The following is a 21,376-nucleotide window of genomic DNA, read 5'->3' on the forward strand; positions in this document are numbered from 1 at the left end:
GGTGAGGCTGGGGCATTCCGCCGTCCTGGCCCGGATGCTCCTGGTCTTCTTCAGCCGCCGGGTGCTGCGGGTCGGCGTCCTGAAGTCCGCCCCGGTCCGCGTGTTCGTCGCGGTGGCGGCCGTGGTGCTGCTCGGCGCGATGTGTACCGGCTCCTACTTCTTCCTGCGCCCCCTGGCCGGCGAAGCCGGCGTGTGGCGGCTGCTGTTCGACACCGCGACGGTGTCCCTCCTGCTGTGGGTGCAGATCGCCTTCCTGCTGGTGAAGGTGTTGTTCATCAACGCCGAAGGAATGCTCCGGCTCAGCTACCAGCTGCCGGTCACCAACAGGGAGCGTGCGACCGCGTTCCTCATGTACGAAGCGGCGATGACCGCCACGGTGGCCGCCGCCGGACTCGTCTCCCTCGCCGTGAGCGCGCTGATCCTCCTCGGCCCGTCCGCCGCCGGATACATCACCACCGCGATCATCGTCCCCACCGTCCTGACCTACCTGACGCTGTCCGTCCTGTACCAGGTGCTGACCCGGCTGTGGATGCTGATCGGCCTCAGCCGGATGGCGGGCGTCCTCAACGCGCTCGCCCTGTTCGCCGTGCTGGCGTACTACTCGGCGCGGATGACCCCGATGATCCAGGACATCTCCGGTGCGTACCTGAACAAGCGGACCGAGTACACCTGGGTCACGTCGGTGTCCTGGGCCTGGCACGAACTCGGTCCCCTGCTGACGTCGGCCGCCGCCGTGGCCCTGTCCGCCGTGCTCGTCGCCCTGACCTTCGCGCTCGCCCCCAACCAGCACGTACGCCAGTCCCGTTATCTGAAGCTCCCCGGAAGCGTCCGGCTGCGGGGCGTCCTCGGGCCGTACGACTGGTGCCTGCTGCGCAGCGCGCAGACCGTGGCCGCCGCCGCGATGGCCCTGGCCGTGTTCGTCTACCTGGTGGTCAAGCCGTCGGTGCACCCCCTGTGGGGGCTCGCGGCCCTGTCCTTCGGCGGGCTGTACCAGTTCACCGCCACCCAGCAGCTCCGCATGCTGCCCGGGGTGCAGGACTCGGCCTGGCGGGTCTACGCCCGGCTCATCAGGGCGCAGGTGGTCCTGCTCGCGGTGTTCGCCGTACCGGCTTTCGCGCTCACCGTCGCGATCTACCCGGAGCGGACCGCCGCCGGCGCGGTGGCTCTGGCGTCCTGCCTGGGCGGAGCGGCCATGACCACGTGCATCAGCATCGTGTTCCCGGCGGAGAAGGACAACCCGTTCTCCGTCTTCCTGGGGCTGTCCGTGGTCCTCATCGTCCTGGGCCTGTCACTGATCGGACTGGGACTGCTCAGTCTCCCGCCCTGGGCGGTGGTGGTCTGCCTCACCGGGGCAGCCATCGCGTTCGTCTGGTACGCGGTTCAAGGAATCCACGCAAGCGAGTCGAGGAGAAGGAATGTTCAAGGCACGGTCGGTAGTGACGTCCGCCGTAGGGGCCGCACTGCTGACACTGGGCATCGTGGCGGCGACCCTGCTCACGCTCATGTTCTCCACGGGCACTGACGAGATCGTCGACCGGAAGGTGTTCTTCGGCTCGATGATGTTCCAGACCGTGAAGAAGGACGACGGGGCACTGGGCATCACCACCGGGGTCGAGAACCCGATCCCGCTCATCGTCCTGTTCCTCGTGATCACCGGCGTCCTGGTGATGATCCAGACCATCTACCGGGGGTTGAAGCAGCGCCGTGAGGAGCTCCTCAGCGGGTCGGGCAGCTGACCTGAAGGTCCGGGCCGTCGCCTGGGCGGTGGCCGCCCAGGTGTGGCCACTGCTGGCGTTCGCCGGTGCCCTGCTGGCCCTGGCCCTGTTCTGGTGGGCGCGCTCCGGCGACGCGGTGCCGGCCACGATGGCGTGGGTGCTGCTGGTCAAGCCGGCCGTCCTCGGGCTGGTGGTCCCGTTCGCCCTGCACGAGTCGGCCCATGTCGTCCTCCTCAAGCGGATTCCCACCGTCACGCGGATCGCGCTGGAGCGGACCGCGTGGCGCACATCGGTGATCCCGGAAGGGGAAATGACGGCACGTCAGGCCGGGGCAGTGGCTCTTGCGGGGCCGTTGGCCTGCGCGGTGGTGGGCGCCGTCCTGTGGCTCTCCGGCCTCGACCGGCCCCTGGCCTGGTGGTACTTGGCCCATCTCGCGCTCCTCCTGCCCTTCTTCGGCGACGGCCGGGCGCTGTGGCGCAGCGTCCGCGATCTCCGCTCCTGCGGTATCCGCGATTCCCGTTGCGCGGACGAGGGGCCTGTTTGATCATGGCTGCCGAGGACCGCCCGTCCGGCGGCGGCCGACCAGCGACGAAAGGCCCTGCGTGCGCAATCTCGTCTACTACATAGCCTCCACTCTCGACGGCTTCATCGCCGGTCCGGACGGCGCCGACCCCACCGGACCGGACGGGTTCTGGCCGATCCCGGAGGACTACGTCGGGCACATGATCGCCGAGTACCCGGAGACCCTGCCGGGACCGGCCCGCGCCGCGCTCTCGATCACAGCGGAGGGCACGCACTTCGACACGGTCGTCGAGGGGCGCCGCTCCTACGAGATCGGCCTCAAGGCCGGCGTGAGCGACGCCTACCCGCATCTGCGGCACATCGTCTTCTCCCGGACGCTGGGTGAGAGCCCCGACCCGGCCGTGGAGATCATCGCCACCGATCCGGTCGAGCGGGTAAGGGAGTTGAAGCAGGAGGAGGGCAAGGACATCTGGCTGGTGGGCGGCGGCGAGCTGGCGGGCTCCCTGTACTCCGAGATCAGCACGCTGATCATCAAGTTGAGCCCCATGACGATCGGGTCAGGCATCCCGCTCTTCTCCCGCAAGGCCACGTTCCTCCCAGACGAGTGGACGCTCGCGCACCACAAGGTCCTCGACAGTGGGGCGGTGTTCCTCACGTACGAGCGCGTCACGACCAGCATCCGGCTCACGGTCACCGACGGCTGACCGGCCGGCGGAGGCGATGGCCTCCACCGGCCGGCGTCACATCGCTGCGGCGTTACGCCGCCGGGCTCCGCCTCACGCGGCGGCGCAGGTCGCGCCGCTGAGGGTGAAGGCGGCCGGGGCCGCGTTCGTACCGCTCTGCCCGCCGGTGAACCCGACGGTGACCGAGCCGTTCGCGGCGATCGTGGAGGTGTACGACGCCGGGGCGACGCTCACCGAACCGCCGCTCTGCGTGGGGGTTCCGCCCCACATGTTGGTGACGGTCTGGCCGTTGGCGAAGGAGAAGCCCAGCGTCCAGCCGTCGATGGTGGTGGTGCCGGTGTTGCGAATGGTGATCTCGCCCTGGAAGCCGCCCGGCCACTCGCCGACGACGCGGTAGCCGACGGAGCAGCCGGTGTCGGGCGTGGTGCCGCCCTCGTCCGTGGTGACGCCCACCGTGGCCGAGCGCGCCGAACGGTTTCCGGCCGCGTCGCGGGCGTACACGGCGAACGTGTACGCGGTGTCGGCGGTGAGGCCGGTGACGGACACGCTGTTGGTGGCGGAGGCGGCGACGGCCGTCTCCGAGGTCCCGCTGACGCGGACGACGTCGTAGCCCGCCACGGCAACGTTGTCCGAGGACGCGGTCCAGGTCAGGAAGGCGGAGGTGGCCGTCACCGCGGAGGCGGTCGGGGCGCCCGGAGCGGTCGGGGCCTCGGTGTCCGCGGAGGCGCCGCCGTAGACGGTCGCCTCGCGGGAGGTCTGGGCGATGCCGTTGGCGCCGTGGAAGATGCGCTCACCCCAGGAGCTGAGCTGCGTGGGGTCGAAGCCGATCGTCAGGTCCAGGATCGGGTCGGTGTTGCCGCTCCAGGACCAGGCGATGTAGCCGAGCCCCAGCTCCTCGGCGGTGGCCATCATGGTGTCCTCGTCCGGGTCGCCGTACTGGTCGGCAGGGCCCCCGAACTCCCCGATGACCAGCGGCAGTCCGGCGCCCACGAAGGCGTTCAGGTAGTCGGTGACCTTCTGGGCGGTGTTGTAGACGCTGTACATGTGGATCGAGAAGATCAGGTTGCCGGTGGTGTCGGCGTCGTACACGGCCTGGGCGTTGTCCCGCATGACGCCCTGCCAGTCCTGACCCCAGTTGGGCGCGTCCACCATGATCGTGTGCGCGAGTCCGGCGGCGCGCAGCTTCTGGATCGCGGCGGTCGTGGGCGCGGTCCAGCCGGCCGGATCGGTGTTGCCCCAGGGCTCGTTGCCGATGTTGATGACGACGTAGTCCTCCTGGCCGGCGAGGACGTCCTTCAGGCTGATCCAGTAGTCGGCGGCGTGGTCGAGCGTGCCGGCGGCGGCGTCCTCTCCGTAGCCCGTGGTGTCGTGCACCTCGAGTACGCAGATGAGCCGGTTGGCCTTGCACTGCGCGATGACGGCGGCCACGTCGTCGGGACCGTTCTTGCTCCAGCGGAAGCCGTCGGATAGCACGACCCGCACGGTGTTGGCGCCGGTCGCCTTGATGTCGGCCAGCGACTGGGTCTGGCTCGGGTACCAGGTGTGGGCGTGGTTGACCCCGCGCATGACGAAGTCGTTGCCGTTGCCCTCGACGAGCCGCCCGTCGCTGATGTGCAGCCCGGTCGCGGCGGCGGCGGGGGTGGCGGTGGCGGGGGTGGCGGTGGCGGCCTGCGCCGGGGCGAGGCCGCCGAGGGCGAGGAGCCCGAGGAGGGTGACGAGGGTGGTCAGGAGGACGGTGACGGGACGCGTGCGCGCTGGGTTCTTCGCCGTGCTTCTTGCTGTTCTCACTGCGGCTCCAGGGGGTGGGCGGGATCAAGAGCTGAGCATCGACAGACGTTCCGCGGCTGCATGGGAGCGCTCCCATATTTGCGCGATCCCATGAAGCCATCCAGTCAGGAGCACGTCAATACATCGGACGGATTCGGTGGCCGGGACCTCCGCCTGACGGAGGTTCTGCGACGAGTGAGATGTGTCGGCGCCCCTGTCCCGGTGGAGCACGGTGCGGCGGCGGTGCGGATGCGGGCGCGTCCTACGATGCACGCATGGACATTCCCTGCCGTGAGCTGACATCCGAGGACCTCGCGCTCATCGCCTTCGCCAAGCGTATTGTCGATGCGAACACCGATGGTGAGGAGGGGGCTCACACCATGGGCGCCGCCGTGCGCGGAGCCGACGGAAAGATCTACGGCGGCATCAACGTCTACCACTTCACCGGCGGCCCGTGCGCCGAACTCGTCGCCCTGGGGCATGCCCGCGCGTCCGGCGCCAGGGAGCTCACGACGATCGTTGCGGTGGGCAACTTCGAGCGGGGCGTCTTCGACCCGTGCGGCCGGGACCGCCAGGTGCTTTTCGACTACCATCCGGGCATCCGCGTCATCCTCCCCACGCCGGACGGCCTGAGGAGCGTCCGGATCAAGGACCTCATGCCGCTCGCCGCCGGGTGGACCATCGAGGGCGGGGCGCAGTCCCTCGCCCAGGAACCCACCGTCGTCGCCGAGGACGACGACCACTCGGCGACGTGAACACCACCTCCCCCGGTTCAGGAGACGAGGGCCGTTCGCCGCCCGCAGCGCAGGGGCGGACACGCATGCCGGCGCCGGCCTCCGCGTCGGAGGCCGGCGTCGGCAGGGACGCTGTCGTGTCGTGACTAGAACGGCGGGTTGTAGCACATGACGAAGTCGACGTCCCCGTTGTCGGGGTCGCGGTAGTAGTCCGGCCACAGCATCGCCCGACGGGTCGCCGGTCCGTAGACGCCGTCGGCGCTCACGCCGAGACGGTTGGCCTGGAGCCACCGAACGGCATTCACCGTGCCGGTCCCGTAGACCCCGTCCACCCCTCCGGAGGCGCGGATCTGCTTTGCGGCATAGGTGTCGCCGTAGCAGTGAATGACGGCCTTCTGCAGCGCCTTCACCGCGTTCGTGCTGCCCGTCTGCCATTGCATGGAGCAGTTCAGGCCGTTACCGGTGCGCGCGGGAACCCTGTAGTAGTTGTTGATGGCCACCCCGTCGGTGCGCTTCACCGTGGTGTTGCACGGGCCGTACGCGGCGTGGGCCGGCGCAGTCATCATCGGACTGGCCGTCAGGCCGGCGGCGAAGAGGAGGGAGAGGGTCCCCAGCACTCCGATCCGCATACGGAGCGTTGTGGATACTCGTTGCACGATGCCATCCTTCTGGTCGGTGACGTCATCTCGGTTACTGCCTCGCTCAAGGAACGTAGGCTCATCGAGGGCTCCGGGTTACGTCATCCGTGCAGGAGTCTTTGTCGGTAGTGCACAGCTCCACAGCTTCAGGTCGGCGCCGCATCGGGGGAGGGGACTGGTGAGGGAACGGGTTGAGGTGCCGTCCGGCCGGCTCGATGACGGACACGGACGAGGGGCTGGCTCATGAGTCCGGTCCTGGACACCGCGTTCATCCCGCCGCGGGACCGGGAGGAGGTGGTCCGGGGAGCGGTGTGGGACTCCGTGGTCGCGGTTGACATCGACCACGGTCCTCCGGCGGAGGACATCTCCGTTCGTATCGGGCTCGGCGCCGCCGGGCCTCTCAGGATCTGTTCGGCACGGGCGACCGCGGTCACGATCCGCCGGACGGAGCGGCTGGCCCGGAACGACGAGGAGCCGGCCGTCTTCCTCGGCCTGCAGGTGACGGGCACCAGTCTGGTGACTCAGAACGGTCGCGAATGCGTGCTGAGGGCTGGGGAGTTCGCCGTCTACGAATCGATTGCTCCCTACACGCTTCTCTTCGAGGAGGGAGTCGACCACCACTTCCTGCGATTCCCGCGTGAGTTGCTCGCGCTCCCCGACCGACTGCTGCGGGACACCGGCACAGTCGCCCTGGGGCCTGGCAACCCCGTCGCCCGTCTCGCCTTCTCCTATCTCTCTCGACTGGCTGTCAGCGACGAGTTGCGCCAGGGCGTGCACGGCGACGCCGTCGTGGAGCCGAGCGTTGAACTGCTCCGGGCCGTCCTGACCTCGCAGCATGGCAACAACCGCCTCGCGCGAGCGCCGTTGGAAGCGACGCTCGGCCTGCGGATCACTCAGTACATCCGGAATCACTTGACCGATCCCGACCTGACGGCCGCACGGATCGCCGCCGCACACGACATCTCCGTACGTCACCTCTACGCTGTGCTCTCCCGTTCAGGAATCAGCCTGGGGGACTGGATCCGTTCACGCCGGCTGGCCGAATGCAGGCGAGAGCTGGCTGGTCCGCACGGGCGGCTGCGGACCATCGCGGCGACAGGCCGGAGATGGGGCTTCGTGAACGCGACCCACTTCAGCAAGGTGTTCAAGCAGGCATACGGAATGTCGCCCCGGGCCTGGCGCGACGAGAACGACCCGCGCTTCTCGGCGTGATGGTCGGCACGCGGCCTCGTTTCGCGCGACCCGCGTCGGGTCGAGGGCGGACCGGAGGCGTTCGGTGCCAGGTGCCTCAGCCGCGGTCGCGGAGGTACGTCTCCAGCTCGGCGGCCCCGGTCAGCATCGCCCGCCCGCGCGTCGACAGCCGGGCGTGCCAGTCGTGCAGTGCGGCCTCCAGCGGCTCCGGTCCGCCGGCCGCCCGCACCTGGGCGATCAGTGGGGCGATCTGCTCCAACAGGTAGCCGCCGCGCCGGAGTTGGTGGGTCAGTTGGGCGTCCCGTACGTCCGCCTCGTCGTAGAAGCGGTAGCCGGTCTGCGGGTCGCGGTGCGGGTGCATCAGCCCGGCGCGCTCCCACGCCCGCAGCGTCGCGGGCCGCAGGCCGAGCCGCTGTGCCAGCGGCCCGATGAACGTGGTGCCGGAGCCCCTGACGGGCGCCACTTCAGCGGGCCCAAGGTCGCGGAGCGCGTTCTCCACGGCCTGGAGGGTCCGGCGGTCGTCGAGGAGCTGGGCGTGGCTCTCGTCGATGAGGCGGAACGCCTCCTCGGCCGCGCCCCGGTTCACGGCCTGCATGATCGCCGTCGCCGTCGGGTGTCCGTGGCCGGGCACCAGGGCGAGGAACGCGCTCAGGGCGCCCGCGTGCAGTGAGGTGTACGTGCGGTAGCCGTGGGCGGTGCGAGCGGCGGCCGGGAGGATGCCGGCCTCCTCGTAGTTCCGGACGGCCTGGGTGGACAGTCCGTGCCCGCGCGCCAGATCAACCGGCCTGAGCCGCTCACCGCTTTGAGAGTTCTGACCCACGACCCCGCCCCCATTCCCACTCATGCACGAGAAAGCCTCAACCGAGGCTTCAACGATACCGTTGAAGGCATGGCTACCGATATCAAGGACGCCGTCCACGCCGTCCACGCCTTCGAGGCTTCCGCCGTCATGAGACTGTTCCCGGCCCGCCCCCGACTGCTTGCCGTGGGTGAGCCCACCCACGGCGAGGACCATCTGCTCGGCCTTCGCAACGAGCTCTTCCGGCAACTCGTCGAGCAGGAGGGCTACCGGACGATCGCGATCGAGAGCGACTGCCTGAGGGGCCTGATCGTGGACGACTACGTCACCACGGGCACCGGCACCCTCGACGAGGTCGTGGAGCACGGAATCAGCCACGGCTGGGGCGACTTCGCCGCCAACCGCGAGCTGGTGGAGTGGATGCGTGTCCACAACGACGGCAGACCCGCGTCCGAGCAGGTCCGCTTCGCCGGCTTCGACGGCCCGTTGGAGATCACCGGCGCCGCGAGCCCGAGGCAGGCCCTCACGGCGCTCCACGACTACCTCGCCCGGGCCGGAGTGGACGCGGATCTGTTCCCCTGCACCGCCCAGTCGCTCGACCGCCTGCTCGGCGCCGACGACCGGTGGACCGAGCCCGCCGCGATGATGGACCCGTCCGCCTCGACGGGACAGTCCGCCGACGCCGGCCGGCTGCGGCTGATCGCCGACGATCTGGTGGCCCTGCTCGGCGAGCACCTGCTGCACCTGATCACGGCGACCTCGGGGGAGGCCCGTGACCGGGCCCGCCTGTACGGGCGCACCGCCACCGGCCTGCTGCGCTACCACTCCTGGATGGCCGACACCTCACCCGGCCGCCTGGCCCGCCTGTTGGGCGTACGGGACCGGATGATGGCCGACAACCTCCTCGCCCTCGCTGCGCGGGGGCCGGTGCTCGTCCACGCCCACAACGCCCATCTCCAGCGGGAGAAGAGCTCGATGCGGATGGGTGGGGAGCCGCTGGAGTGGTGGAGCGCCGGTGCGCTGGTGAGCACCGAACTCGCGGACGCGTACGCCTTCGTGGCGACGGCCCTCGGCACGATCAGGCACCAGGGAGTGGGCACGCCGCCCCCGGACACCGTCGAGGGAATCCTGTACGCGCTTCCGGAGGACCAGTACGTCATCGACGCCCGCCGACTGGCCTCCGCCCTCGGGGACATGATGCCCACGCACCGCGAGTCCCCCTGGTTCGGCTACGCCACGTTCGACCCGGCCCACCTGGCGGGCAGTGACGGGATGGTGTTCGTCAAGGACGTCCGCCACAGCTGAGTGACGGTGCGTCAAGCGGCGGGCCCACCTTGCCGGTCGCCCAGGATCCTCTCCCAGAACACCTCGTCGCGCCATGCGCCGTCGGCGTAGAAGTGCTCATGGGCGGTGCCCCAGGAGGTGAATCCGTGCTTGCGGAGGATGGCCTGGGAGGCGAGGTTCTCCAGTTGGGTGTGCGCCTCCAGTCGGTGCAGGTTCAACTCGTCCTCGGCGACCCGCAGGACGAGGCCGACAGCACGGCTCGTGTGGCCGAGTCCCTGATGGAGGGACGAGACCCAGTAGCCGAGGAAGCCCTTCTGGAACGGGCCGCGCAGGATCGAGCTGATGTTGACCTGCCCGATGGCGGCCCCGTCGGAGACCACGACGCCGGGCCAGGCGAGCCCGCTGCCATGGGAGGCCAGCAGGGACTCGATGACCGAGGCCTGTCCGTCGGGCGTGTAGAACTCCGGCGGCCTCGGGGGCAGCCAGCGCGCGTACGCCTGCTGGTCCCGGGTGTGCAGGCCGGCGAGGGCGGGGCCGTCGGACGGCTCTATCAGGCGAATCGACGTGGAGTTCATGGGAGTCCCGCTGTCCTGGTCCTGGTGGCATGGGAGGGGCGACGCGGTGGGGGTGGCCGGGGCCGCCGGTGTGCCCCTCTCGCGAGGGGCACACCCCACTGTTACAGGCTGCGGGCGGTGATGTCGCCGTAGGAGGTGGTCGCGTGGATGTTCAGCGCGGCCACGCCGTCGGCGTTCCTGAGTGCGTTGTGGATCCGGCCGTACGAGGAGCCGGCGTCCAGCGAGGCGGAGACACCGCGGGCGGCGCCCACCGAGATCTCGCCCTGCTCGGTGCGCAGTGTGACCGTGCCGCGCACGGCCTCGGCGATCCGGAGGTCGCCCTTCTGGGTGCTGATCTCGGCGGGGCCGCCGAGGCGGCCGACCGAGACGTCGCCGGACTGGAGGGTGAGGCGCACGCTGTCGGCCTCGTCGAGCTTGACCGACCCCTGCGCGCTCTCGAAGACGACGTCACCGAGCTGTCCGACGCCGCGGAGCTCGGCACCGGCGGCCTTCGCCTCGACCCGGGATCCGGCGGGCAGTTGGACGGTCACCTCGATGGAGCCGGAGGCGCCGAGGATCTGGTTCCTCGCCTCCGGGGTCGTGATCCGCAGGACGCCGTCGGTGTACTCGACCAGGGTCTGCTCCGCCGCCTTCACGTCGCGGCTCTTCGAGGCGTTCGAGGGGCGGACTTCGACGGTGGTGTCGGCACGGTCGGCGCCGATGAACTGGATGCGGCCGGCGGTGATGTCGAGGAGGGCGGTCACCTGGGCGGGGGTGGCGAACTTCTGCATGGTTTCTTTCCTTCGGCTCGGTGTTTCCGATGATGGAAAGCTACGTTGCGTTTTGATAAGTGGCAATGAGTTAGTTGCGCCTCGTTCCCATAAATGCAGGCCAGGGCTCGTATTTCGTTGCAATGCTCTTGCGCTCTAATGCAACGCCTGACCGCCCATGCGTTGCAATGGGTCGGGAGTGAACGCTAAGCTGGTCACCCGACGGACCACGAAGGAGACCGCGATGCCGGGAGGCAGACTCACCGAGCAGGAACGCCGGCAGATCGAGCTGGGACTGGCTGACGGGCTCGCCTACGCGGAGATCGCCAGACGCCTCGACCGTCCGACCTCGACGATCACGCGTGAGGTGATGCGCAACGGCGGCCCCGCCTACCGCGCCGACCTGGCTCACCGCTCCACCGAACAGCGCGCCCACCGCCGCAAGCGCGTCGCGCCCCCGGACCCCCGCACGCCTCCGCAGGCCCACGGGCGCGACGCCGACGCCGTGCGCGCGTACGAGGAGGTGTTCGCCACCGTCTTCATGCAGTCGGGTCTGCCGAAAATGACGGCTCGCGTGCTGGCCGGCCTCTACATGACCGACATGGGCAGTCTTACCGCCGCCGAACTCGCCGGGCGCCTCCAGATCAGTACGGCGTCCGTCTCCAAGGCGATCGCCTTCCTCGAGAGCCAGGGCCTCGTCCGCCGGGAACGCGAGGAAGGCCGCCGCGAGCGCTACATCGTCGACGACGACGTCCTCTACCAGTCGACGATGGCCAGCGCCCGCGCCACCGCCCACCTCGGCGAGGTCGCCCGGCAGGGCGTAGGCATCCTCGGCTCGGGCACCCCGGCCGCCGCGCGCCTGGAGAACATCGCCCGCTTCATAGACTTCGTCTCCGAGAGCATCGCCCGCGCGGCGGACCAGGCCCGCGAGATCCTCCACACGAGACCGGAGGAGACGCCACCGACCTGACGGGCGGCCGGAGCGGGAGTCGAGCGCGAAGCGCGCGCCGCAGCCGCGGACGGGGCTGCGGCGCGCGCCTCATCCGCCCCGCCCCGCTGCGCCCCGCCCTGCCGCGCCCCGCCCTGCCGCGCCCCGCCCTCAGATGTGGAGGTCGGGCGGAAACGCGTCCGCGCGAAGTTCCGTGGGCAGGTGCCCGGTGTCGTTGTAGAGGAGTACGGAGGCGGGCCGGCCGGGTTCGTACCGGATGACGGTCAGCGCCGCATTGGCGTGGTAGAGCCCCATCCAGCGCCACTTCGGAGCGTCCAGGGCGGCCCGCACGAACCAGCCGACGAGGAAGTTGTGCGTCACGACCAGTTCATGGCGGGGCTCGTCACCGTCCACAGGACCCGTGAACCGGGCCAGAGCCGCTCGGGCCAACTCCGGCCCCTGCTCGCGCTCTTCGGCCGGGAACTCGGCCAGCCGGGCGACCATGGCATCGGCCGGCACCGGGGGCAGCTCGTGCCGTTGAGGCAGGTACGGGAGGTAGTCGCCGGCCTGCTCGGACACCTGCAGGGGCACGTCGCCGAGCTGCTCGCGGATCAGCTGGGCGGTCTGCGCCGCCCGGGGGAGCGGGCCGTGGTGGATGGCCGTGAGAGGGCTGCGCCGGAGCCGCTCGCCCAGCCGTACGGCCTGTCGGCGGCCGATGCCGGTCAGCTCGCTCTCGTCCGGTGAAGCCTCTCCGTGCCGTGTGACGTAGAGGTAGCGGGTGGCTGTTCCGGTCATGGGGGAGATCCTCGATCAGGGTCGGGTGATCTTGCGCATGCCTGGACGGACGCCGTCGCGCGGCCGTGCGGTTCCTGCCGCGGACGAAGGCGTCGTAGAGAGGGGGCGGGGGCTGAGGGCCTCTTCCGACGGGGGCTTGACGTTGCCCCCGGGGGCAGGGTTTACGTTCATCGGACCATGAGGATCAGCGAGGTCGCGCGGCGCGCGGATGTGACGACGAAGACGGTTCGCTACTACGAGTCGTTGGGGCTGATCACGCCTGCCCGGCTCGCGAACGGCTACCGGGACTACTCCGCACACGACGCCCGCCTGGTGCGCGAGGCCCGGGAACTCAACCGGCTGGGGATTCCGGTCGAGCGAACGCGCCCCTTCCTCGAATGCCTGAGCAACGGCCGGGACCACGCGGACGACTGCCCGTCCTCGCTGGCCGGTTACCGCGACGCCATCGACGACCTGACCCTGCGGATCGAGGAACTCACCGCCCGCCGGTCCGTACTGGCCCGGCACCTGCACGAGGCCGCCCACCGCAACAGCCACGCCCGCAGCTCCGGGGCCGAAGGGGACACCGTGAGCCGTCACCTGACCGATCTCCCCCCGGACCTCCCCGTCCCCGAGGACGACGGGGCGGCCGCGCACCTCCCCGGCCGGGCGGTGCCGGACCTCGAACTGCCCGACACCGCAGGCGGCACCGTCGCGCTGCGCGCACTGGGAGAGGGCCGGTCGGTCATCTACTGCTACCCGCTCACCGGGCGCCCCGACGCCGATCTCCCCGAAGGCTGGAACACCATCCCCGGAGCACGGGGATGCACCAGTGAGGCGTGCGACTTCCGCGACCACCACGACGACCTCGAGGCCGCGGGCGCGACCCACGTGTTCGGCCTCTCCAGCCAGGACACCGCCTACCAGAAGGAGGTCGTGGACCGGCTCCGACTGCCGTTCCCGATGCTCTCCGACACCGGGTTCCGCCTCGCCGCCGCGCTCGGGATGCCGACGTTCGAAGCAGACGGGGCGCCGCTCCACAAGCGCCTCACCCTCGTCCTTCGCGACGGCGTGATCGAGCACGTCTTCTATCCGGTCTTCCCGCCGAACACGCACGCCCAACAGGTGCTGCGATGGCTCCAGGACAACCCGGCGTCTTCGCCGAGCGCCTCCGGAGCTGTTCCACGGCGGGATTAGGGTGTGGATCATGCCGGACGACCCCCTCTCATGCAGAGCCTGCGTACCGCGGTCGTCCGGGCCCTGGGCGCCCTGCTGCGGTACCCCCGCCTGCGCGCCGGTATCCGGGTCAATCTGCCCTCGCTCGTCCGGCGTCCGACCTGGCCCCGTGTTGTCCTGGGCCAAGCGGCGTGGGCGATGCTCTGTGCGCTGCTGATCACCCGGATCCCCTGGACGGAACGCACGGTCCCGATCGTGCTCTTCTGGGCCTGCCTGGTGCCGTCGGTGGCGACGATGTGGTTCGACCGGCCGAGGAGCAGTTGAGTATGGATGAAGGAGGAGCCCGAGTGACATCGACATCGGCATCGACCGTGACCGCGGCATCGACGGTGACGGCGCCCTGCGTGATTCTCGACATCGGCGGAGTGCTGGAACTCACACCGCAGACGGGATGGGTGCAACGCTGGGAAGAACGACTGCAGTTGGCGCCGGGCGCGGTGCACGAGCGGATGAGCGACGTGTGGCAGGCCGGGAGCGTCGGAAGCATCAGCGAAGGAGAGGTGCACGAGCAACTGGCGACCCGCCTGGGGCTCGACGCGCCCCAGGTCGAAGCGCTGATGGCGGACGCCTGGGCGGAATACCTGGGCTCGCCCAACGAGGAACTCATCGCCTATGTACGCGGCCTCCGCGGAAAGTGCAGGCTGGGCATCCTGAGCAACAGCTTCGTCGGTGCCCGGGAGAGGGAGACGGCTCTGTACCGGTTCGACGAGCTGGTCGAGGAGATCGTCTACTCACACGAACTCGGCATCGAGAAGCCGGACCCACGCGCCTTCGAGGCCGCGTGCGCAGCCCTGGGGGTGCAGCCGGAGAGCTGCCTCTTCATCGACGACCTCGCGGTCAACGTGGAGGCGGCCCGGGCGGTGGGCATGCAGGCGCACCTGCTTGAGGACAATGCCGGAACGATCGCGCGCATCGCGGCACATGTGGACGCGGGACTGCGCTGAGCCTGCGTGCGACGCCCCACCTCGGCGCGGCTGTTCGTATCGGATCCTGTACGGGCGGCCGGGTGTCGGAGAGGCGCCCTCGGGTTCCGGGGGGACGACCGAGCGGTATGTTCCGGCCGAGGGGGGGAACATGGCCCACCACAACTGGTACGACGAAAGCGACTACGACTACGACTACGACGACGCACTCCAGCAGGCCGAGCACGCCGAGCGGTTCGGCTGGGCGGCGAACGCGGGCACGGCAGGGGCGCTCGGCTGCGCGCTGGTCGTGCTGGCCGTTGTCTGGCGTGGGTGCGGCCGTCGCGTGCCTGTACGTCGTGACGGCAGCGGACTATCAGGGCACGCAGAGGCCCCCTGCCGACAGCGAGGCAGCGAGGCAGCGGGGCCGCGACCCACGAGGAACCGGAAGGTGGCATGGGAGACATGTGGACGGGCGAGAAGGTACGCCTGCGAGGTGTCGAGCCCGAGGACTGGGAGGGCTTTCGCGACCTGGCCCGCAACACCGTGGACACCCGCAACGCGGACCTGGTCGAACCTCCACGCTCCGCCGAGAGCTTCCGCGCGTGGACCGCCGAGAGGGCCGGGCGGCCGCCGGGAGGCGAGGCGTTCCGCCTGGTGGTCGAGGGGCTGGCCGACGGCGCGTTCGCGGGATCGGTGACGGTCGGAGAGACCGACGCCCGCGCGGGACGCTTCCGGACGGGCATCGAGATCGCCCGCGATCACCGCCGCAAGGGGTACGCGGCCGACGCGACGGAGCTCGTCCTCACCTACATGTTCGCCGAGCAGCGCCACCACAAGTGCGAGGTCGAGGTCTACGCGTTCAACGACGCCTCCCTCGCCCTGTACCGCAGGCTGGGCTTCGTCGAGGAGGGACGGTTGCGCCGGCACGAGTTCTTCGCCGGTGGCTACCACGACGTGGTGCTGCTCGGTATCACCGCCGACGAGTACTGGGCGAGCCACGAGCGGCCGTCGGTGCGGTGATGTCGCGGAAGGCCGCCATGAGCTGAGTGGCCCGCTCGCTGCGGCAGGGACGAGCGAGCCCGTGCAGCCCGCAACGGGAGAAGCCGCGAAGCCGCGAGGCCGTGAGGCCGCATTGCTCGGCAGACCGGCCGAGCAATGCGGCTTTCACTCCCCGTAGTTCACCGTCGCGGACCGACCCGAAGGACTTCGTGCCCCGGCGCCTGGCGGACGGCTCAGTAGTGCCACCGGTTCGCGCTGGACTGATAGCTGCACGTGATCCTTCGCCCGGCCGCGTCCGTGGTCGACGACCCGACGTCGGCGTTCCGGCAGAACTGCCCGGCGCGGTAGCAGTTGCCGGCGTTGGACCGGATGCTGCACACCTGTGTCGTGGAGGAGCCGCCGCCCGTCGTCGTACTCCCACCCGAACTGGAGCCGCCGCCACTGCTGTTGCTACCGCCGCTGCCGCCGGATGAGGAGGACCCGCCGCTGCTCGACGAACCGCTGGACGAGGCGCGCGGCGGGTGCGCACATGACTCGGCGGCCTCCACGATCTTGAACGCGAGCTCGGTGGAGGTGCTGTAGGTACCGGCGGACGGGCTCTGCGAGCACACCTTCCAGTTGGAGGTGTGCACCACGGAGCGCTTCAGCTCGCTCGCGTCCGCGTACGACACGGACTTGACGTGGTGACCGTGGGCATCTGCCACGGCCTTCGCGAGGTTCCACCCGGCGTAGGTGCTCACCGTCGCCATGACGACGGGCTTCTTCGTGGGAGTCGCGGACGGGGAGGCCGAAGCGGTGGCGGGCGGGGACGTCGTGGCCGCGGCCGAGGGGGAGGCCGAAGCCGTGGCGGAAGCCGAAGCCGACGTGCTCGCCGAAACCGAAGACGCCCTGACGGGGTGCTCCACGATCCTGAACGCCTTGTTGATGGGCGCGGCGCCCTCGTCGGGGCACTCGGCGTGCTGTCCGTGCTCTCGGTGCTGGCCGTGCCGTTCGTGGGGGAGGACGAACCCCACGCTTGATCTTTCGGCTACTGGGCCCACGGCATGCCGACCAGGACGGACTGCCTACTCGCCGCGGTGGCAGATGACGAATCCGGGGTAGGGATACCGGCCCGGTCGGTCGCCGATCTCATCGATCGCCGTGCGGATGTCGCGCAGTTGACTGGTGGTCATCTGCAACGGCGGCTCGTCCGGCTGGTAGGTGGTAAGGACCGGATAGTCCACGCCGGGCTCGTTGGTCATTTCGATGTGGCAGCCGAGGATGTGGGTGACCGGCCGGGTGCCGGCGAACGCGATCAGGCGGTCGACCGTACTGCCGAAGGCGGCCCAGTCCGCTACGTACAGCCGCCCGGGATAGACCGTGTCGCCGGTGAGCAGAACCCCGGTGTACGGGTCGTAGTACGTGACGGCCGCCTCATGGTGGCCGGGGGTGGCAAGGCACTCCAGCACTCGGCCGCCGAGGTCGACCAGGGCCACCCGGTCGGGGTCGTCCGCGAATCCGAAGTACTCCCAGGCACTGTCCAGGTCCCCCCGAACGACCACGGTGTGAGGGCGGTCGGCGAACTGGGAGTCGCCCGCGATGTGGTCCCCGTGGGCGTGGGTGTGCAGGACTAGCAGCGTGTAGTCGTCCCGGGGGTGCTGGGTCAGCCATCGCTCCAACAGGTCATCGACGACCCGGCGCAGCGGAAAGAACGCGGCGGACTCTGTGGCTCCAGTGTCGATGAGCACGGCTCGGGCATTCCCGAAGATCAGGAACAGGAACGGGGCCTCGTAGTTGACCGCCATGTTCTGGCGCAGGACGAACGTGTGCTCGTCGTATGCGTGGACCTGGATGTCGGGATCGTTGTTGTGCTTCGCAGACGGCGATCCGTGGATCCAGTCGACGTCCAGCACACGAGGCTCGGGGGCCTCGGGCCCGAAATTGACGAGCTGCGTACTTCGGTCCATGGCGCCTCCTGGGAACATCGCCCCGGCAGGCCGGGGACGGCGCACATCTCGTCCGGGGCAGGCGCTGACGCCCAACCGAGCGGAACCTGCTGCGCGCATACTCGGCTGATCTACCATTCAGCGCTCAGACAACCCTCACACGGGCGGCCTCGGGAATCGGCCGAATGCACTGCAAGTCCCTTTCGTAGACGTCTCCCAGAACGTCTATGACCTGGATTCTGATGTCCAGCACGGAAAGCTTCTCGAGAGCCTTGGGGCCGAGGGCCAGCAGTTCCATACCTTCCTTCCTGGCGTTGGTCATCGGCACGGCCGCACCCGAACCGAGGTGCAACATGACGTAGTCGTCACCTCTGTGGAGCCCCAGCGAGGCCAGTGACCCGATGGCCGTGGCCCGGGGCACCCAGCCGGACGGGATGACGACATTGTCCGAACATGCCGAGGACGCCTGGATCCGGTAGGCGACGGAGCGGACCACGGCTCTGCCCCCGCCCGCGTTGAGCAGGGAGACCGTCCGCAGCGAATCGGCCAGTTCGCTACTGCGCCCCTTGACTCCGGACCAACCCAGCACAGGCTGCATGGTCTGGGAAAGCTGAGCTCGGGTCACAATGATGCCGGCCAGCAGAGCTACGACGGCTGCGCATGTCGAGGCGTCCAGCACTGTGAGCCGCCACGGCCAGTCGTCGCGGACGTCTGTATTCAGATTGGCTTTGACGATCTCCCAGGCCAGATTGACAAGGGCGAGTACGAGTAGCGCTCTTGGCCATCGCAGAGTCCTACCGCTGGTCGAGATCCGCCGCTGGTCCCACTGTGACTCTTCCACGTGCCCTCCCGCATCCGCGTCCCCTCACCATGCAGCGAGCCGCTTCCTCTGAGCAACAGTGCACGGCCGGAGGGGGCCTGGGCATCGCGGGGCGGGCGGTCGGCGCTCAGCATCCGGGCCGCCCGGGATCGTTCACAGGATTGATGCGGCGACGACTCACACACAGGGGGCTGCGAGGTGATCCCCAGCCGACTCACCCGCCAACCTCCGAGCGCCGACCGGGAGAGCCCATGTGAAAGGCCCCGTCCCTGCCGTGGCAGGAACGGGGCTTCGAGTGGAGCGCTGGGCAGGCCTTGCACCTGCATTTCCCCGCAGGAAGCGGGGCGTCTTTCCTTGGACGACCAACGCACAGGCAACGCACCGCCGAAACGGTCCTCGCCCTCAAGATCAACTATATCCCACGCTCCCGGTCGGGGGACAGGCCCTGGCAGGAGAGGGAGGCGGACGCCACGCCGACCGGCAGGCAGCGGAGGCAAACCGCCGTATGCCCTGCCAGTCCCGCTGTGTGCTGATTGAGCGGGCGCTTGCTGGGCGAATGGTGGCGGTACGCTCCACCGCATGACGAGAGCCGGCACGCCCGATGCCCTTCTGAACCGGCTGTGGGGCGCCGTGTGTGCATGCGTGGGCGTCTTCCTGCTCCTGTGGGGGCTGTCCTGGGTCAAGGCGAACATGCTCAACGAGGATCTGCAGAACCACTGTGGGGCAGTGCACACAGCGAGCTTTCCCTTCGAGAAGTCCTGCACCCACGAGGACGGCAGGGTCGAGGGCGCGAACAGCCTGCTCTTCGACGGGATCTTCTTCGGCTCTATGGCCGCCGCTGCGGCATGCTTGACAGCCGTGTTCACGATCGAGGCCGGCCGGAGGAAGTAGTACCGAGCCGCGGGCGCGACGCTCCGATATGCGGTGAGGCCGGTCCGGCACGAGCCGCGAGCCAGCCGCTCATGGGGGAACGCCTCGACAGCCCGCGTCAGTTGCGCCGGTTCCACTGCGGAGGCCGGAACGCACCGGCTGCCGCACCGGTCACGCACTACGCCCGCGCTCCGGCCGGCTTACCGCTTCGAGCCACCGTAGGGCCCGAGCCCAGCCACCACATGACGTGGTGACCCCAGCTGTTGCGCGTGGGAGGCTCGCTGCCGACGCGAACGGACAATCCTCTGGTTCACCGCTGGTTCCCGTCCTGCGACGATCGCTGAGGGTTCGTGCGCACGTGCGCACGAACCCCTTGCAGGCCGAACAGGATGAGAAGCTCGACCACGCCGCCATCGGCGCTGCCCAGCCAGTGCGGCAAGGACGTGTCGAACTCCGCTGCCTCACCGGGCGGCAACGTCAGATCGCGCTCGCCGAGCACGAGCCGCAGGCGACCGCTGAGCACATAGAGCCATTCGAACCCCTCGTGGATCTTCAGGGTCGGTTCGAGTCGTTCCGGCTGGGCGGGGATGATCATCTTGAACGCGTGTACCCCGCCTGGCCGCCGCGACAAGGGCACGAAGGTCATGCCGAACCGCTTCATCGGCTTGAGGTGGATCCGAGGGTCGCCGGTGCGCGGGGCGCCGACGAGGTCGTCCAGCGGAACGTCGTAGATACGGGACAGCGGCAGCAGCAACTCCAGGCTGGGCCGGCGCTGCCCGTTCTCCAGCCGGGACAGAGTGCTCTCCGACACGCCGGTCGTCGCCGCGAGGTGAGCAAGGGTGATGCCGCGGTCACGACGCAGTGCACGAAGCCGCGGCCCCACCGCGTCGAGCACGTCGTCGTCATGAAGGTCATCCATGGGGCCACCTTGCCGTAACCGCAAGATTCCGTGCCACGTCGTGGGCGTCCGGTGAGACTGAGCGCGCACCGACACAAGGGAGGCTTGATGAACACCACCGATGCGGTCGAATTCTGGGACGGGGTCTACGCGGGGCGGCGGGAAGCCAACTGTCCGCAGCCGAACGCTCGACTGACCGAGACGTTGACGGGCCTGCCGCCCGGTGACGCACTGGACCTCGGGTGCGGCGACGGCGGCGACGCATTGTGGCTCGCCGGCCAGGGGTGGCACGTCACCGCCGCCGACATCTCGGCCGTGGCGGTCGAACGGCTCGCCGCCCTCGCTTCCTCACATGGCCTGGGCGACCGTGTCATCGCCGTGCGGCACGACGTGCACAAGTCCTTTCCTCCGGGCGGATTCGACCTGATCTGCGCCCACTACCTGCACACCCCCTTCGACCTGGACCGGGCAACCGTCCTGCGCTCGGCCGCGTACGCACTGCGCGCAGGCGGGCGACTGCTGGTCGTCGACCACGGCTCGGCCGCGCCGTGGTCGTGGAACCCGGATCCCGACATCCGGTACCCAAGCCCCCGGGAAGTCGCCGCAGGTATCGATCTGGACCCGGCCACATGGACGGTCGATCGGGCCGACACACCCCACCGGATCGCGACCGGCCCGGACGGGCAGACCGCCGAGGTCACCGACCACGTCCTCCTCATCCGCCGCACTGTCTGAACCGGGCGACCAGCCCCTTTCGAAGGCAAGGAGTCCCCTATGCCCAGCACCACGCCCCACAATCGCCGCCGCGACACCCCACCGCCCCGGACCACGAACAGCGAGACCGAGGTCCTGCGCGGATTCCTCGACTACCTCCGGACCTCGATTGCCGCGAAGGTCGACGGCGCTCCCGAACCCCGGGTGCGTACGGCCGCAGTGCCGTCGGGCACGAACCTGCTCGGCCTGCTCAACCATCTGGTCTTCGTCGAGCGCTCGATGTTCCTCGGGGACGATGTCACCAACTGGAAGGCGACTTTCCAGGCCGCGCCGACGGACAGCGTGGCCGATGTCGTGGCCCGCTACCGGGACACGGTCGAGCGCGCGAACAAAGTACTTGACCGGTGCACCGATCTCGGCGCACCGGTCCCTCGGCCACAGCCGGACCGCCCCGCTCCCAGCGTCCGCTGGGCACTCACCCACATGATCGAGGAGACCGGCCGTCACGCGGGCCACGCGGACATCCTCCGTGAGCTGATCGACGGCTCGACCGGCCGCTGAACCAGCCCAGCCCGTCGCGCAAGAAGATCTCGGCCGAAGACCGCAGCCACCTCGCGCCGTTCCCCGAGGCCGTGCTGCTGACGCACCTG

At 69.6% G+C, this 21,376-nt stretch carries 25 protein-coding genes; 15 read left to right on the top strand and 10 right to left on the bottom strand.

Annotated features, from left to right (window positions below; genetic code table 11):
• Nucleotide 1 precedes the first annotated feature (1 nt).
• Genes ACIBJG_RS20600 through ACIBJG_RS20615 form a run of 4 tightly spaced genes read left to right on the top strand, consistent with a single transcriptional unit; the run spans nt 2 to nt 2,941 of the window.
• Complete coding sequence (locus ACIBJG_RS20600) at nt 2–1,522, top strand: hypothetical protein (protein WP_399309116.1); 1,521 nt, start codon at nt 2–4, stop codon at nt 1,520–1,522.
• On the top strand, nt 1,479–1,736 hold the full coding sequence (locus tag ACIBJG_RS20605; protein WP_399309118.1) for a hypothetical protein: 258 nt from the start codon (nt 1,479–1,481) through the stop codon (nt 1,734–1,736). The genes ACIBJG_RS20600 and ACIBJG_RS20605 overlap by 44 nt, the downstream gene beginning before the upstream one ends.
• On the top strand, nt 1,705–2,259 hold the full coding sequence (locus ACIBJG_RS20610; protein ID WP_399309120.1) for a hypothetical protein: 555 nt from the start codon (nt 1,705–1,707) through the stop codon (nt 2,257–2,259). The genes ACIBJG_RS20605 and ACIBJG_RS20610 overlap by 32 nt, the downstream gene beginning before the upstream one ends.
• A gap of 58 nt (nt 2,260–2,317) precedes the next feature.
• Nucleotides 2,318–2,941: a dihydrofolate reductase family protein gene (locus ACIBJG_RS20615; protein ID WP_399309122.1), complete on the top strand. Its 624-nt coding sequence runs from the start codon at nt 2,318–2,320 to the stop codon at nt 2,939–2,941.
• Between the two features lie 72 nt (nt 2,942–3,013).
• On the opposite strand, the gene ACIBJG_RS20620 is transcribed toward ACIBJG_RS20615, so the two are convergent.
• Complete coding sequence (locus ACIBJG_RS20620) at nt 3,014–4,708, bottom strand: cellulase family glycosylhydrolase (RefSeq protein ID WP_399309124.1); 1,695 nt, start codon at nt 4,706–4,708, stop codon at nt 3,014–3,016.
• A gap of 254 nt (nt 4,709–4,962) precedes the next feature.
• On the opposite strand from ACIBJG_RS20620, the gene ACIBJG_RS20625 reads away from it, so the two are divergent.
• The gene (locus ACIBJG_RS20625) at nt 4,963–5,442 is read left to right on the top strand and encodes a cytidine deaminase family protein (protein ID WP_399309125.1); all 480 of its coding nucleotides are present in this window, start codon (nt 4,963–4,965) and stop codon (nt 5,440–5,442) included.
• A gap of 125 nt (nt 5,443–5,567) precedes the next feature.
• On the opposite strand, the gene ACIBJG_RS20630 is transcribed toward ACIBJG_RS20625, so the two are convergent.
• On the bottom strand, nt 5,568–6,077 hold the full coding sequence (locus ACIBJG_RS20630; RefSeq protein ID WP_399309127.1) for a peptidoglycan-binding domain-containing protein: 510 nt from the start codon (nt 6,075–6,077) through the stop codon (nt 5,568–5,570).
• Between the two features lie 225 nt (nt 6,078–6,302).
• Between ACIBJG_RS20630 and ACIBJG_RS20635 the strand changes: the two genes are divergently transcribed.
• A complete protein-coding gene (locus tag ACIBJG_RS20635) occupies nt 6,303–7,271 on the top strand; it encodes a helix-turn-helix domain-containing protein (RefSeq protein ID WP_399309129.1) in 969 nt (322 codons plus the stop codon).
• 76 nt (nt 7,272–7,347) lie between these two features.
• Here the strand turns inward: ACIBJG_RS20635 and ACIBJG_RS20640 are convergent, their stop codons facing one another.
• On the bottom strand, nt 7,348–8,070 hold the full coding sequence (locus ACIBJG_RS20640) for a TioE family transcriptional regulator (protein ID WP_399309131.1): 723 nt from the start codon (nt 8,068–8,070) through the stop codon (nt 7,348–7,350).
• 69 nt (nt 8,071–8,139) lie between these two features.
• Between ACIBJG_RS20640 and ACIBJG_RS20645 the strand changes: the two genes are divergently transcribed.
• Nucleotides 8,140–9,354, top strand: coding sequence for an erythromycin esterase family protein (locus ACIBJG_RS20645; RefSeq protein ID WP_399309133.1), 1,215 nt, complete (start codon nt 8,140–8,142; stop codon nt 9,352–9,354).
• Nucleotides 9,355–9,365: 11 nt separating this feature from the next.
• Here the strand turns inward: ACIBJG_RS20645 and ACIBJG_RS20650 are convergent, their stop codons facing one another.
• On the bottom strand, nt 9,366–9,908 hold the full coding sequence (locus ACIBJG_RS20650; RefSeq protein ID WP_399309135.1) for a GNAT family N-acetyltransferase: 543 nt from the start codon (nt 9,906–9,908) through the stop codon (nt 9,366–9,368).
• A gap of 101 nt (nt 9,909–10,009) precedes the next feature.
• Nucleotides 10,010–10,678, bottom strand: a complete 669-nt coding sequence (locus ACIBJG_RS20655) for a DUF4097 family beta strand repeat-containing protein (RefSeq protein ID WP_399309137.1) — start codon at nt 10,676–10,678, stop codon at nt 10,010–10,012.
• 223 nt (nt 10,679–10,901) lie between these two features.
• On the opposite strand from ACIBJG_RS20655, the gene ACIBJG_RS20660 reads away from it, so the two are divergent.
• Entirely contained in the window at nt 10,902–11,627 is a 726-nt protein-coding gene (locus ACIBJG_RS20660) for a helix-turn-helix domain-containing protein (protein WP_399309139.1), read from the top strand.
• A gap of 129 nt (nt 11,628–11,756) precedes the next feature.
• Here the strand turns inward: ACIBJG_RS20660 and ACIBJG_RS20665 are convergent, their stop codons facing one another.
• Nucleotides 11,757–12,380: a histidine phosphatase family protein gene (locus tag ACIBJG_RS20665; protein WP_399309141.1), complete on the bottom strand. Its 624-nt coding sequence runs from the start codon at nt 12,378–12,380 to the stop codon at nt 11,757–11,759.
• A 177-nt stretch (nt 12,381–12,557) separates the two neighbouring features.
• On the opposite strand from ACIBJG_RS20665, the gene ACIBJG_RS20670 reads away from it, so the two are divergent.
• The 4 genes from ACIBJG_RS20670 to ACIBJG_RS20685 all read left to right on the top strand — a co-directional run bounded on the left by ACIBJG_RS20670 (nt 12,558) and on the right by ACIBJG_RS20685 (nt 15,520).
• On the top strand, nt 12,558–13,556 hold the full coding sequence (locus tag ACIBJG_RS20670) for a redoxin domain-containing protein (RefSeq protein ID WP_399309143.1): 999 nt from the start codon (nt 12,558–12,560) through the stop codon (nt 13,554–13,556).
• Between the two features lie 30 nt (nt 13,557–13,586).
• The gene (locus ACIBJG_RS20675; RefSeq protein ID WP_399309145.1) at nt 13,587–13,859 is read left to right on the top strand and encodes a hypothetical protein; all 273 of its coding nucleotides are present in this window, start codon (nt 13,587–13,589) and stop codon (nt 13,857–13,859) included.
• A gap of 65 nt (nt 13,860–13,924) precedes the next feature.
• Nucleotides 13,925–14,539 (top strand): HAD family hydrolase, encoded by a 615-nt coding sequence (locus ACIBJG_RS20680; RefSeq protein ID WP_399309374.1) that lies wholly within the window; start codon nt 13,925–13,927, stop codon nt 14,537–14,539.
• Nucleotides 14,540–14,953: 414 nt separating this feature from the next.
• Nucleotides 14,954–15,520, top strand: coding sequence for a GNAT family N-acetyltransferase (locus tag ACIBJG_RS20685; protein WP_399309147.1), 567 nt, complete (start codon nt 14,954–14,956; stop codon nt 15,518–15,520).
• A gap of 212 nt (nt 15,521–15,732) precedes the next feature.
• On the opposite strand, the gene ACIBJG_RS20690 is transcribed toward ACIBJG_RS20685, so the two are convergent.
• The 3 genes from ACIBJG_RS20690 to ACIBJG_RS20700 form a co-directional block, all read right to left on the bottom strand.
• Nucleotides 15,733–16,512 (bottom strand): hypothetical protein, encoded by a 780-nt coding sequence (locus tag ACIBJG_RS20690; RefSeq protein ID WP_399309149.1) that lies wholly within the window; start codon nt 16,510–16,512, stop codon nt 15,733–15,735.
• A gap of 51 nt (nt 16,513–16,563) precedes the next feature.
• Nucleotides 16,564–17,445, bottom strand: coding sequence for an MBL fold metallo-hydrolase (locus tag ACIBJG_RS20695; protein WP_399309151.1), 882 nt, complete (start codon nt 17,443–17,445; stop codon nt 16,564–16,566).
• Nucleotides 17,446–17,569: 124 nt separating this feature from the next.
• Entirely contained in the window at nt 17,570–18,265 is a 696-nt protein-coding gene (locus tag ACIBJG_RS20700; RefSeq protein WP_399309153.1) for a hypothetical protein, read from the bottom strand.
• A 558-nt stretch (nt 18,266–18,823) separates the two neighbouring features.
• Here ACIBJG_RS20700 and ACIBJG_RS20705 point away from each other — a divergent pair.
• A complete protein-coding gene (locus tag ACIBJG_RS20705; RefSeq protein ID WP_399309155.1) occupies nt 18,824–19,135 on the top strand; it encodes a hypothetical protein in 312 nt (103 codons plus the stop codon).
• 289 nt (nt 19,136–19,424) lie between these two features.
• Here ACIBJG_RS20705 and ACIBJG_RS20710 read toward each other — a convergent pair whose 3' ends face one another.
• Nucleotides 19,425–20,033 carry a helix-turn-helix domain-containing protein gene (locus tag ACIBJG_RS20710; protein WP_399309157.1) on the bottom strand — a complete coding sequence of 203 codons (609 nt, stop codon included), beginning with the start codon at nt 20,031–20,033 and terminating at the stop codon, nt 19,425–19,427.
• Between the two features lie 87 nt (nt 20,034–20,120).
• Between ACIBJG_RS20710 and ACIBJG_RS20715 the strand changes: the two genes are divergently transcribed.
• Entirely contained in the window at nt 20,121–20,747 is a 627-nt protein-coding gene (locus ACIBJG_RS20715) for a class I SAM-dependent methyltransferase (protein ID WP_399309159.1), read from the top strand.
• 39 nt (nt 20,748–20,786) lie between these two features.
• Nucleotides 20,787–21,287, top strand: a complete 501-nt coding sequence (locus tag ACIBJG_RS20720; RefSeq protein WP_399309161.1) for a DinB family protein — start codon at nt 20,787–20,789, stop codon at nt 21,285–21,287.
• Nucleotides 21,288–21,376: the final 89 nt, after the last annotated feature.

Source organism: Streptomyces sp. NPDC050422 (genome assembly GCF_044458665.1).
GTDB lineage: Bacteria > Actinomycetota > Actinomycetes > Streptomycetales > Streptomycetaceae > Streptomyces.